This is a genomic window from Xanthobacter lutulentifluminis, from assembly GCF_043194675.2.
In the GTDB taxonomy this organism is placed as follows: Bacteria; Pseudomonadota; Alphaproteobacteria; order Rhizobiales; family Xanthobacteraceae; genus Xanthobacter.
Window position 1 is genome coordinate 2,137,270 of record NZ_CM195525.1, and the last position, 12,549, is coordinate 2,149,818.

Consider the following 12,549-nt stretch of genomic DNA (forward strand, 5'->3'; position numbering starts at 1 on the left):
GCCATGGCGATGAGCCCCAAGCTGGAGTTCCGGCAGAGCCAGTCGCTGGTGATGACGCCGCAGCTGATGCAGGCCATCAAGCTGCTGCAGCTCTCCAACATGGAGCTGGTGGCCTACGTGGAGGCCGAGCTGGAACGCAATCCGCTGCTGGAGCGGATCAGCGAGGGCGATGGCGCCGAGGGCACGGGGGAGACCCCCTCCGAGGCGGCCGAGCGCGGCGCGGCCGAGGCTGCGAGCCACGAACCGGCCCCTTCCGGCGACTGGATGGAAGGCGACATGGAGCCGAGCCGGGCAGCCATGGAGAGCCGGCTCGACACCGATCTCGGCAACGTCTTTCCCGATGATGCCCCCTCCGACCGCGGCGCGGCGGGCGCCGGCAGCACCAGCCCCTCCCCCAGCTCGGGCGAATGGGGCGGCGGCGAGCGCGGCGAGGACTACAACCCCGAAGCCTTCCTGACCGCCGAGACGACCCTTGCCGACCATCTGGAGGCGCAGCTCTCGGTGGCGGTGAGCGATGCCGCGCGGCGGCTCATCGGCGTCAATCTCATCGGCCTCATCGACGAGACCGGCTATTTCACCGGCGACCTCGACCTTCTGGCCGAGCAGCTCGGCGTGCCGCGCGCCGAGGTCGAGGACGTGCTGAAGCTGATCCAGACCTTCGAGCCCTCGGGCGTCGGCGCGCGCAATCTCGCCGAGTGCCTCGCCATCCAGCTGCGCGAGCGCGACCGGTTCGACCCCGCCATGCAGGCGCTGGTGGCGAACCTGGAGCTGCTGGCCCGGCATGACCGCAACGCGCTCAAGCGCATCTGCGGCGTGGACAACGAGGACCTTGCCGACATGATCGGCGAGATCCGCCGGCTCGATCCCAAGCCCGGCCTCGCCTTCGGGTCCGGCGTGGTCCACCCGCTGGTGCCGGACGTCTATGTGCGCCCCGGCGCCGACGGCACCTGGCTGGTGGAGCTGAATTCCGAGACCCTGCCGCGGGTGCTGGTGAACCAGACCTACCACGCCACGGTGGTCAAGCACGCCCGCTCGCAGGAGGAGAAGAGCTTCCTCGCCGACTGCCTGCAGAGCGCCAGCTGGCTGACCCGCTCGCTGGACCAGCGGGCGCGCACCATCCTGAAGGTGGCGAGCGAGATCGTGCGCCAGCAGGACGCCTTCCTGCTGCACGGCGTGCGCTACCTCAGGCCCCTGAACCTGCGCACGGTGGCGGACGCCATCGGCATGCACGAATCCACCGTCTCGCGCGTCACGTCCAACAAGTACATCTCGACCCCACGCGGCGTGGTGGAGATGAAGTTCTTCTTCTCCTCCGCCATCTCCGCCTCCGGCGGCGGCGAGGCGCACTCCGCGGAATCGGTGCGCCACCGCATCAAGACGCTGATCGAGGCGGAGAGCGCCGACGACGTGCTGTCCGACGACACGCTGGTGCAGAAGCTGAAGGACGACGGCATCGACATCGCCCGCCGCACTGTCGCCAAGTACCGGGAGGGCATGAACATCCCCTCCTCGGTCCAGCGCCGCCGCGAGAAGATGGCCCTGCGCAGCGCCGCTAACTGAGGCGCGCCGGCTCCCCGAACGCAGAAGGGCCGCCCCGGCTGCAAGAAGCCGGGGCGGCCCGTCCGGTCCCTTCGGGGCAGGGAAAGGCTGCGTCGCTCAGACGACCGTGAGCTTCACGTCGATGTTGTTGCGGGTGGCGTTGGAGTAGGGGCACACCTGGTGGGCCTTGGCCACCAGCTCCTCGGCCGCTGCGCGCTCCACGCCGGGCAGGGCGATCTCAAGGGCGATCTCCAGGCCGAAACCGCCTTCCGAGCGCGGGCCGATGCCCACGGTGGCGCTGACGGTGGCATCCGCCGGCACCTTCGCGCTGCCGCCCTGCGAAGCCACGAACTTCATGGCGCCGAGGAAGCACGCGGCATAGCCGGTGGCGAACAGCTGCTCGGGGTTCACACCCTCGCCGCCACCGCCGCCCAGCTCCTTGGGCGTGACGAGCTTCACGTCCACGGCGCCGTCAAGGGTGCCGGAGCGGCCGTCGCGGCCGCCGGTGGCGCGGGCAGTGGTGCTGTAGAGAACATTCACGGACATGGGACCTGCTCCTCATGCGCCGATCTGATTTAGTCGACGCGATTAAATCGTGTACGATCTTTAATTAGCCCAGCCGGCCGCGGCCGTCAAGCGGTTGCGATTCAATCGTGTGCGATTTATTCTAAAGCCAACTCACGAGCGTCATCATGACCGATCAGCCCCACCCCCCTGCCGCTGGCGACCCCGCCGCCGGCCTGCCCGAGCTTCCGCCCGTCGCGGACCTGCTGTGCTTCGCCTTCTATTCGGCCAGCCACGCCTTCACGCGCCTCTACAAGCCGCTGCTGGACGAGCTCGGCCTGACCTATCCGCAATATCTGGTCATGGTCGCCCTGTGGGAGGAGGACGGCCAGGCGGTGGGTGGCATCGGCCAGAAGCTCGGCCTGGAATCCAGCACGCTGACGCCGCTCATCAAGCGCCTGGAGGGCCTCGGCCTCGTCACCCGCAGCCGCGACGCCGCCGACGAGCGGGTGGTGCGGGTGCGCCTGACCGCGGCCGGCTCCGCCCTGAAGGAGAAGGCGCGGCGCATCCCCGGCTGCATCCTTGGCGCCACCGGGCTGGAGCCGGCCGAGGCGGTGCGGCTCATGCGCGAGGTAGTGCGCCTGCGCGAGGCGATCGAGACCGGCGCGCGCGGGTGACCTCGGCCCTTTCCGAGCGCATTCGGAATACGGTACACCAGAGCCCCTGACGCACACGGGCCAAGGTCATGCTCGATCCCCATCTCGCCGGCCATGTCACCTTCGCGCCGGCCGCGCCCACCCTGCCGCCCCTGCCGCCGGGCCGGCACGACCTTGGCCTCGCCGAGACGCGCGACACGGTGCTGGTGGTGCCGGACGGCATCGACCCCGGCAGCCCGACCCCGCTGATGGTGCTGTTCCATGGCGGCGGCGGCAGCGCCGACAGGATCCTGCCCATGATGTCCACCCACGCGGCGCGGCGCGGCTTCCTGCTGATGGTGCCGCAATCCACCTTCCCCACCTGGGACATCGTGATCGCCGGCAACGGGCCGGACCGGGAGCGGCTGGAGGCGGGGCTTGCGGCGGTGGCGGCGCGCTTTGCCATAGACCCCGCGCGCATCTGCTTCGCGGGCCACTCGGACGGGGGGAGCTATGCCCTCTCCCTCGGCCTCACCAACGGGCACTTCGTCACCCACCTCATCGTCTCCTCGGCCGGCTTCATGTCGGTGCACCGGCAGGAGGGGGCGCCGCGGGTGTTCATCTCCCACGGGGTGAATGACGAGCAGATCCCCGTCGCCCGCAGCGGGCGGGCGCATTCCGCCCTGCTGAAGGAGGCCGGCTACGACGTGACCTACATGGAATACAACGGCCCCCACGCCTGGCAGCCGCCGGTGGTGGGGCTGGCCGTGGACTTCTTCCTCGGGCCCGCCGGCGAACCTGCGGGCGGCTGATTTCCCCCGCTGGACAATGCGCCGGCGAAGTGGTGAGGTCGCGCCAAGCACAAGAAGAACGTGCGGCGGGACGGCCCGCGCCGCCGGACGGGAGACATGCTTCAGGCCTCGGTCGTCATCTTCTCAGCGCTGGCCTATATCGGCTTCCTGTTCGCCATCGCGAGCTACGGCGACCGGCTGCGCCCGGCGCAGGACCGCCGCTCGCCGCGGCCGATGATCTATTCCCTGTCGCTGGCGGTCTACTGCACCTCCTGGACCTTCTTCGGCTCGGTCGGCCTTGCCACCACCCAAGGCTTCGACTTCCTCACCATCTACCTCGGCCCGATCATCCTGATGACGGTGGGCGCGCCCTTCTTCCTGCGGGTGGTGCGGCTCGCCAAGGCCAACAACATCACCTCCATCGCCGACTTCATCGCGGCGCGCTACGGCAAGAACCAGGGCATCGCCGCGCTGGTGACGGTGGTCGCCATCGTCGCCGCCGTGCCGTACATCGCCCTGCAGCTGAAGGCGGTCTCGGCCTCGCTGGTGGCCATGCTCGGACATCTCACCGGCGGCGGCGAGGGCTCGACCGTGGTGGGCGACCTCGCCCTGTTCGTCGCCTGCGCCATGGCCGCCTTCGCCATCCTGTTCGGCACCCGCCACACCGACGCCACCGAGCACCAGGACGGGCTGATGCTCGCCATCGCCACGGAATCGCTGGTGAAGCTGGCGGCCTTCCTGGCGGTGGGCCTGCTCGTCACCTTCATCATCTTCGACGGGCCCGGCCAGCTCTGGCACGCGGCGCGCGAGGCGGGGGTGACGGAGCCGTTCGAGCACGGCTTCTCGCTGGAGAACTGGCTCGCCATGACGATCCTGTCCGGCGGCGCCTTCATGCTGCTGCCGCGCCAGTTCCATGTGGCGGTGGTGGAGAACAAGGGCGAGAGCGAGATCCGCCGCGCCCGCTGGCTGTTCCCGCTCTACCTCGTGCTCATCAACCTGTTCGTGGTGCCGCTGGCGCTCGCGGGGATGACGCTGTTCCCGCTGCACCTCGTGGACAGCGACGTCTACGTGCTGGCGGTACCGCTGGCGGCGGGGTTCGACACCCTTGCGCTGCTGGCGTTCGTGGGCGGTCTGTCGGCCGCCACCGCCATGGTGATCGTGGAGTGCGTGGCCATCGCCATCATGTTCTCCAACGATCTGGTCATGCCGCTGCTGCTGCGCCGGCGCGCCGCCGCCGCCGAGGGCGGGCCACGCGACGACATGATGAACCTGCTGCTGATGATCCGGCGGGTGTCCATCTTCGCCATCGTGCTGCTGGCCTACCTTTATTACCGCACCATCGGCGACATCCAGCTGGCGCAGATCGGCCTGTTCTCCTTCGCCGCCATCGCCCAGGTGGGGCCGGCGTTCGCCGCCGGGCTCATGTGGCAGCGCGCCACCGCCAAGGGCGCCATCGCCGGCATCCTCTCGGGCACCGTCCTGTGGGCCTACACCATGCTGGTGCCGAGCCTCGCGGACGCCGGCTTCATCTCCAGCTCGATCGTGGAGAACGGCCCGTTCGGGCTCGCCGTTCTGAAGCCCACCGCCCTGCTGGGCCTCTCAGCGAGCCCGCTCGCCCACGGCGTCACCTGGAGCCTGGTGGTCAACACGGTGGTGCTCATCCTCGTGTCGTTCTTCACCAAGCCGAGCCAGATCGAGGCGGTGCAGGCGCGGCTGTTCGCCGGCAGCGGGGAGCGGACGCAGGCGCGGCAGGCGTTTTTGCGCTGGCGCTCCTCCATCACCCTCGGCGAGCTGATCACGACTGTGGAGCGCTATCTCGGCCCCGAGCGGGCGCGCGCCGCATTCGAAAGCTACGCCCGCCAGCAGGGCTTCGCGCTCGATCCCCGCCGTGAGGCCGACGCCGGCCTCGTGCGCCATGCCGAGCATCTGCTGGCGTCGGCGGTCGGCGCGGCCTCCGCCCGTATCGTGCTGTCGCTGCTGCTGCGCAAGCGCACGGTCTCCACCAAGGCGGCGCTGAAGCTGCTCGACGATGCCTCCGCCGCCATCCAGTACAATCGCGAGCTGCTGCAGAGCGCCATCGACCATGTGCGGCAGGGCATCGCCGTGTTCGACCGCGACCTGCACCTCGTCTGCTGGAACCGCCAGTTCGGCCAGATGCTCGACCTGCCGGCCGACTGCTACGCCGTGGGCGCGCCTTTGGCCGACATCCTCTCCGCCGCGCCGGGCGAGGACGACGGCGAGATCGGCGAGCGCATCATCCGCTATGCCCGCCCCCGCCCCGACTTCTCCGAGCGCCTGCACCAGCGCGGCGCGGTGATCGAGGCGCGCTCCGACCCCATGCCGGACGGCGGCATCGCCGTCACCTTCACCGACATCACCGCCAGCGTGGAGGCCGCCCTGGCGCTGGAGCGCTCCAACGAGACGCTGGAGCGCCGGGTGCGCGAGCGCACCGAGGAGCTCGAACGGCTGAACGAGGCGCTGCAGCTGGCCAAGGGCGACGCCGAGGAAGCCAACGTCTCGAAAACGCGCTTCCTCGCAGCCGCCAGCCACGACATTCTCCAGCCGCTGAACGCCGCCCGCCTCTACGTCACCGCCATGGTGGAGCGCGCCCGGGGGCCGGAGGAGGAGCGCCTCGCCGGCAATGTGGATGCCTCGCTGGAATCGGTGGAGGAGATCCTCTCCGCCCTGCTCGACATCTCCCGGCTCGACAGCGGGGTGATGCGGCCGGAGTTCGCCCCGTTCCGCATCGCCGACGTGTTCCGCCAGCTGGAGATGGAATTCGCCCCCCTGGCGCAGGAGAAGGCCCTGCGCCTCACCTTCGTGCCTACCACGCTGGCGGTCCGGTCAGACCGCCGGTTGCTGCGCCGGCTGCTGCAGAACCTCGTCTCCAACGCGGTGAAATACACCCCGCGCGGGCGCATCCTGGTGGGGTGCCGGCGGGCGGGCGGGCGGCTGCGCATCGAGGTCCACGACACCGGCGTCGGCATCCCGCGCTCGAAGCACAAGCTGGTGTTCCAGGAGTTCCAGCGGCTCGACCAGGGAGCGAAGGTGGCGCGCGGCCTCGGGCTCGGCCTGTCGATCGTGGAGCGCATCGCCCGTGTGCTGGAGCACCGCGTGAGCCTCCGGTCCAAGCTCGGCAAGGGCACGGTGTTCACGGTGGAGCTGCCGGTGGCGGTCTCCATGCCGGAGGAGCCGCAGGCGATGGTCGCCCCCACCCGCGGCGGCGCGCCGCTGGACGGGCTCACCATCCTCGCCATCGACAACGAGCCGGCCATCCTCGAGGGCATGCGCACGCTGCTCACCGGCTGGGGCTGCGCCGTCATCACCGCCCCCAGCGCAGCCGGCGCCGTGGAGGCGGTGCGCCAGAGCCGCGCCAAGCCCGACGTGGCGCTGGTGGACTATCATCTGGACGGCGGCCACGGCATCGAGGCGGTCATGTCGCTGAGGTGGAAACTGGGGACATTGCCGGCCGTGCTCATCACCGCCGACCGCTCCAAGAAGGTGCGCGACGCGGCCCGCGCGGCCGACATGGAGATCCTCAACAAGCCGCTGAAGCCGGCGGCGCTGCGGGCCCTGCTCGCCCACTGGCGGCTCGCCCGCTCGGCCGCGGAATAGGCCTTTAGCCAGCTCAAGCGCTGCCTTTTTGCCACAGGCCGGAAGCTTCCCGGTTAAGCCCCCGTTCATCCCCATGAACGCCCAATAAACGCCGCCTTCAGGCATCGTTATGGACGCGTGCCATAGAAGCACGCCCTCGCCAGAGGGATGTGTTACGAATTCGTTAATATTTGTAACACATCCATCTCGACTTGAATGCGCGATATACTTTTGGAGCGTGGCTATGACGATCACGATCAACGTTCCCGTCTTCCCGCTGCGGAAAGAAATCGCCGCGCGCAAGCGGCGTCTTGCTCTTTCCCTCGGCCTTCCTCTGCGCGGCACGAAGGACGCGACCAAGAACACTGCGAAGGGCAACAAGGGAACGGGGACCGGGCCGGACCCGCGCTACACCGCCGACGGGCTCGAGTTCGACGTGACCGACCTGATGCGCGCCTCCGCCCGCACCGGCAAGGCCGATCCCGAGCCCCGCGGCCGCTGATCCGGCGGCCCACGGCGGGGCCCGCCCAGGCGTCCCGCCATAGCTGCCCACCATGCGACGCCGGCTTTATGGCGCCGGCATGCATCATCCGATAAGGTCCCGGCCGAGACCAACAGCGCGCGGCCCCCAGAACCCATGACGGACCCGATCACGGACCCGACGACTTCCGAACCCGCGACGGGCCAGACCCGCGCCGAGACCCATTTCGGCTACCGCACCGTGCCGCTGGCCGAGAAGCAGTCTCTGGTGGACGACGTGTTCCACAAGGTCGCCCGCCGCTACGACATCATGAACGACCTCATGTCCGGCGGCCTGCACCGGGCCTGGAAGGACGCGCTGGTCTCCAAGGTGCGCCCGCCCCAGGGCACCCGCCCGTTCGCGCTGCTCGACCTCGCCGGCGGCACCGGCGACGTGGCGTTCCGCGTGGTGGGCGCCGGCGGCTCCGGCACAAGGGCCACCGTCGCCGACATCAACACCGACATGCTGGCCGTGGGCCGCGAGCGCGCGGAGAAGCGCGGGCTTTCCGAAAAGGTCACCTTCACCGAGGCCAACGCCGAGGACCTGCCCTTCCCGGATGCCTCGTTCGATGCCGTCACCATCGCCTTCGGCATCCGCAACGTGCCGCGCATCCCGCTGGCGCTCAAACAGATGCGCCGCGTGCTGAAGCCCGGCGGCCGCGCCTTCGTGCTGGAATTCTCCAAGGTGGACGTGCCGCTTCTGGACAAGATCTACGACACCTTCTCCTTCCGCGTGATCCCCGAGATCGGCAAGCGCGTGGCGGGCGATGCGGAGCCCTACCAGTACCTGGTGGAATCCATCCGCCGCTTCCCGCCGGCCGAGACCTTCGCCCAGATGATGCGGGAGGCCGGGTTCGCCCGCGTGGACTTCACGCGCATGACCGGCGGCGTGGTCGCTCTGCACTGGGGCTGGCGCATCTGATGGCGCGCCCCGCGGGGCCGGCGCGGGCGGGGATGGCCGCAGCCGCCCGCCCCTCGCCTGGCCTGCGCCCGCGTGACCTGCCCACGCGTGACCTGCCCACGCCGGAACTGCCCACGCCGGAACTGCCCACGCCGGAACTGCCTTTGCAGGACCTGTCCTTTCGGGCCCTGCCGTTGCCGGACCGGCCCGCGCCCGACCGCACGGCCCCCGGCCCCACCGAACGCATTCGCGGACGCCGCCCATGATCTTCCTGCTCGCCGCCGATGCCGCGCGGCTCGCCCGCGCCGGTTACGTGCTCTCCCGCGAGGGCGTGCTCTCGCTCATGTCGCCCGCCGCCGCCCCGCCGCTGGCGCGCCCGCTGCTGCGCATCGCCCGCCTCATCGCGCGGAAGGACGCCGGCACCCGCCGCGCGCGCTTCTCCGCGGCACTGTCCCGGCTGGGACCGTCCTATGTGAAGCTCGGCCAGTTCCTCGCCACCCGTCCGGACGTGGTGGGCGCCTCGGTCGCCCGCGACCTGGAGGTGCTGCAGGACCAGATGCCTGCCTTCGGCCAGGACGTGGCGGAGCAGACCGTCGCCGACGCGTTCGAGCGGCCGGTCGGCGAGGTGTTCGCCGTGTTCGGGCCGGCGGTCGCCGCCGCCTCCATCGCCGAGGTGCACAAGGCCGAGGCGCGCGAGGCGGACGGCTCGGTCGCGGCGGTGGCGGTGAAGATCCTGCGCCCGGGCGTGGACCGGCGCTTTGCGTCCGACATGGGCACCTTCCGCCGCATCGCCCGCTTCGCCGAGGAGCATTTCGCCGAGGCCCGGCGCCTGAAGCTGCAAAGCGTGGTGGACACCCTCGCCCGCTCCGTCTCCATGGAGATGGACCTGAGGCTCGAGGCCGCCGCCTATGCGGAGCTTGCCGAGAACACCCGCGAGGACCCCGAGGTCCATGTGCCGCGGGTGGACTGGAACCGCTCCGGCCGCGAGGTGCTGACCACCGAGTGGATCGACGGCATCAAGCTCTCCGATCGCGCCGGCCTTCTCGCCGCCGGGCACGACCTGAAGGAGATCGCGCGCATCGTCATGCAGTCCTTCCTGCAGCAGGCCATGCGCGACGGCTTCTTCCACGCCGACATGCACCCCGGCAACCTGTTCGTGGACGCGCAGGGCCGGCTGGTGGTGGTGGATTGCGGCATCATGGGCCGGCTCGGCCTGAAGGAGCGCCGCTTCCTCGCGGAGATCCTCTACGGCTTCATCACCCGCAACTGGCGCCGCACGGCCGAGGTGCATTTCGAGGCCGGCTACGTGCCCATGCACCATTCGGTAGACGACTTCGCCCTCGCCATCCGCGCCATCGGTGAGCCCATCCACTCGCGCACCGCCGACCAGATCTCCATGGCCCGCCTGCTGGCGCTGCTGCTGGAGGTCACCGCTCTGTTCGACATGCAGACGCGCCCCGAGCTGCTGCTCTTGCAGAAGACCATGGTGGTGGTGGAGGGCGTCGCCCGCTCGCTCGATCCCCAGCTCGACATGTGGACGACCGCCGCCCCCGTGGTGGAGGACTGGATCGCCGCCAATCTCGGGCCGTCCGGCCAGCTGCAGCGCGCCGGGGCCGGCCTGTCGGAGATGGGCCATTTCGCCACCACCCTTCCCGGCCTGCTCACCCGCACCGCGCGGGTGATGGAGCAGCTGGACGCCGCCACCCGCGACGGCCTCGCCCTCTCCCCCGGCTCGCTGGAAGGCATCGGCAAGGCCGAGGCCAAGCGCGCCTTCTGGGGCAATGTGGCGCTCTGGATCATCGCCATCTCCCTGCTCGGCATCTGGCTGGGCTGAGGCCCCCGCGCGCCTTTTTCCCGGCTGCCGCCGGCGCCGGCCCTGATCTTGCTACGCCCGGTAGAACCCTTCCGCCGGTGCCCCGGGCTGTCGCAGGTGCTCCAAGAGTGTCGCAGGCCCGACATCGCGCGTCGCTGTGAGGCGCGTCATGAAGCTGATCGTCGAGCGTCTGGTCGTCGAATCCCTGGTCGATGCCTTTCCGGACCGGGCCCATCTCTTGGCCCAGCCGCGCCTGTCGAGCCGGATGGAGGTGGGGCTCGACGTGCTCTCCCCGGACGAGCTCGCCCATCTGCACGAGCTGGTTCTGAAGGCCGGCGGCACCACCATCCGCGGGCAGGAGGAGCAGCTTGCCAACCTGGTCGGCGTGTTCCGCGACGCGGGGCAGCGCTTCGGCCCGGACGAGCTGGAGGATCTGGCCGGCGCGCTGGCGCTCTATTTCGTCAAGAGCTGCCTGCGCGGCTGGCTGTTCCGCATGAACCCCGGCGGCAAGCCCGAGCCCTATCTCATCACCCGGCTCGACTACACCCCGCCGGGCGAGGAGGAAGCCGGTCGCCTCATCGTGGAGCTGAAGGCCAACAACCGCGGCCGCACCCACGTGGAGAACCTGCTCATCCGCTCCAAGGACCTGCGCGGGCTGACCATTCCCGGCACGCTCGCGGCCAAGGGCTGGCTGATGGAGGACGAGGGCCTGCTCGCTTCCTTCGATGCGCAGATGGCGCGCTATTTCGACTGGCGCGCCCGCTATGGCCAGCAGTTCTCCGGCACCGGCACCGGCATCTTCGCCGAGGACCCTACCGCCAACCGCCGCGACACCGACTGGGCGCGCAAGTCGGTGATCGTGCTGTCCTCGTCCGGCAGCGAGGCGCGGCTCGTCAATGACGAGGAACTGCTGGGCGAGCGCACGCTCGGCAACGAGACCTCCGGCTTCTTCCTCGACAAGATCGTGAAGAAGGCGGACAAGCAGAACCTCTTCCACATGGCGGTGGACGAGGCCCTGCGGACGGCGAAGGACAGCATTCCGAAGGGCGCCTTCACCGACATGCCCATCCACCCGTTGATCCTGATGTTCCATCTGGAGCTGCACCACCATGTGTGGGTGCATGTGGACGACGTCAAACCTTACCAATACCACCCCGAGCTCAAGCAGAAGCTGGTGCTGCCGCCCGAGCAGACCGACCTGATCGACATCCTCACGGCGGAGATGAACACGCTGATGGACGACGTGGTGGCCGGCAAGTCCGGCGGCACCACCGTGCTCTGCGCGGGCCCGCCCGGCGTCGGCAAGACGCTCACCGCCGAGGTCTATTCCGAGATCATCCAGCGCCCGCTCTACCGGGTGCACTCCGGCCAGCTCGGCCTCGATGTCGCCCACATGGAGCAGGCGCTGAAGGACGCGCTCACCCGCGCCCAGCGCTGGGGCGCGGTGATGCTGATCGACGAGGCCGACGTCTACATCAAGCGCCGGCAGGACAATCTGACCATGAACGCGGTGGTCGGCGTGTTCCTGCGCGTGCTCGAATACTTCAACGGCCTCCTGTTCCTCACCACCAACCGGGTGGACGACATCGACGAGGCCATCGTCTCGCGCTGCATCGCCCTCATCAAGTATCACGCGCCCGGCCCGGACGACCGGCGCAAGATCTGGCGGGTGATGGCGGAGCAGTTCGGCCTCGACCTGTCGGACCAGCTCATCGGCACGCTGGTGACCATGTTCCCCGACACCTCCGGCCGCGACATCAAGGGCCTCGCCAAGCTGGTGGCGAAGTTCTGCGCGCGCAAGCAGGCGGAGCCGACCATCGAGGTGTTCCGCCGCTGCGCCATCTTCCGCGCGCTGGACGTGCCGCCGCTGGACGGGGTCGCCTGAGCGGGTCGGCCGGGCAGCGGCTCGAGGCTCTTCCTATATTGGGATCGACACAGGATTGGGCCTATCCTCCGGACGCGGGCGCACCCGGCGCCTTGCGAAGCCCCGCGCCAGGCCGCACCCGCGGCGGCCGGTCGCGGCGGGGATCGGAAAGGACAGTCCCATGAAGGTCTCAGCGCGCAACGCCTTCACCGGCACCATCGTGGACGTGAAGAAGGGCACCACCACCGCCCATGTGGTGCTCGACGTCAACGGCCTGAAAGTGACCGCTTCCATCACCAACGAGGCGGTGGACGACCTGGGCCTGAAAGTGGGCGGCACGGCCACCGCCATCGTCAAGTCGTCGGACGTGATCGTCGCGGTGGACTGAC

Annotated in this window: 10 protein-coding genes; 9 read left to right on the plus strand and 1 reads right to left on the minus strand. The window is 69.7% G+C overall.

Translation table 11 applies throughout. The features are described from left to right. Nucleotides 1-3: 3 nt before the first annotated feature. Nucleotides 4-1,560 carry an RNA polymerase factor sigma-54 gene (rpoN, locus tag V5F49_RS09740; protein ID WP_394117508.1) on the plus strand — a complete coding sequence of 519 codons (1,557 nt, stop codon included), beginning with the start codon at nt 4-6 and terminating at the stop codon, nt 1,558-1,560. A 96-nt stretch (nt 1,561-1,656) separates the two neighbouring features. On the opposite strand, the gene V5F49_RS09745 is transcribed toward rpoN, so the two are convergent. Further along, nucleotides 1,657-2,085 carry an organic hydroperoxide resistance protein gene (locus V5F49_RS09745; protein WP_394117507.1) on the minus strand — a complete coding sequence of 143 codons (429 nt, stop codon included), beginning with the start codon at nt 2,083-2,085 and terminating at the stop codon, nt 1,657-1,659. Between the two features lie 146 nt (nt 2,086-2,231). Between V5F49_RS09745 and V5F49_RS09750 the strand changes: the two genes are divergently transcribed. The 8 genes from V5F49_RS09750 to V5F49_RS09785 all read left to right on the plus strand — a co-directional run bounded on the left by V5F49_RS09750 (nt 2,232) and on the right by V5F49_RS09785 (nt 12,548). After that, nucleotides 2,232-2,720: a MarR family winged helix-turn-helix transcriptional regulator gene (locus V5F49_RS09750; RefSeq protein ID WP_394117506.1), complete on the plus strand. Its 489-nt coding sequence runs from the start codon at nt 2,232-2,234 to the stop codon at nt 2,718-2,720. 68 nt (nt 2,721-2,788) lie between these two features. Further along, nucleotides 2,789-3,490 carry an alpha/beta hydrolase gene (locus tag V5F49_RS09755; RefSeq protein ID WP_394117505.1) on the plus strand — a complete coding sequence of 234 codons (702 nt, stop codon included), beginning with the start codon at nt 2,789-2,791 and terminating at the stop codon, nt 3,488-3,490. A 96-nt stretch (nt 3,491-3,586) separates the two neighbouring features. Beyond that, nucleotides 3,587-7,084 carry a hybrid sensor histidine kinase/response regulator gene (locus V5F49_RS09760; RefSeq protein WP_394117504.1) on the plus strand — a complete coding sequence of 1,166 codons (3,498 nt, stop codon included), beginning with the start codon at nt 3,587-3,589 and terminating at the stop codon, nt 7,082-7,084. A gap of 223 nt (nt 7,085-7,307) precedes the next feature. Further along, nucleotides 7,308-7,565, plus strand: coding sequence for a hypothetical protein (locus V5F49_RS09765; protein ID WP_394117503.1), 258 nt, complete (start codon nt 7,308-7,310; stop codon nt 7,563-7,565). Nucleotides 7,566-7,700: 135 nt separating this feature from the next. Further along, nucleotides 7,701-8,504 (plus strand): bifunctional demethylmenaquinone methyltransferase/2-methoxy-6-polyprenyl-1,4-benzoquinol methylase UbiE, encoded by an 804-nt coding sequence (gene ubiE / locus V5F49_RS09770; RefSeq protein ID WP_394117502.1) that lies wholly within the window; start codon nt 7,701-7,703, stop codon nt 8,502-8,504. 241 nt (nt 8,505-8,745) lie between these two features. Continuing rightward, the gene (ubiB, locus tag V5F49_RS09775; protein WP_394117501.1) at nt 8,746-10,317 is read left to right on the plus strand and encodes a 2-polyprenylphenol 6-hydroxylase; all 1,572 of its coding nucleotides are present in this window, start codon (nt 8,746-8,748) and stop codon (nt 10,315-10,317) included. Between the two features lie 148 nt (nt 10,318-10,465). Then, the gene (locus tag V5F49_RS09780) at nt 10,466-12,181 is read left to right on the plus strand and encodes an AAA family ATPase (RefSeq protein WP_394117500.1); all 1,716 of its coding nucleotides are present in this window, start codon (nt 10,466-10,468) and stop codon (nt 12,179-12,181) included. Nucleotides 12,182-12,341: 160 nt separating this feature from the next. Then, entirely contained in the window at nt 12,342-12,548 is a 207-nt protein-coding gene (locus V5F49_RS09785; protein WP_394117499.1) for a TOBE domain-containing protein, read from the plus strand. Nucleotide 12,549 lies beyond the last annotated feature (1 nt).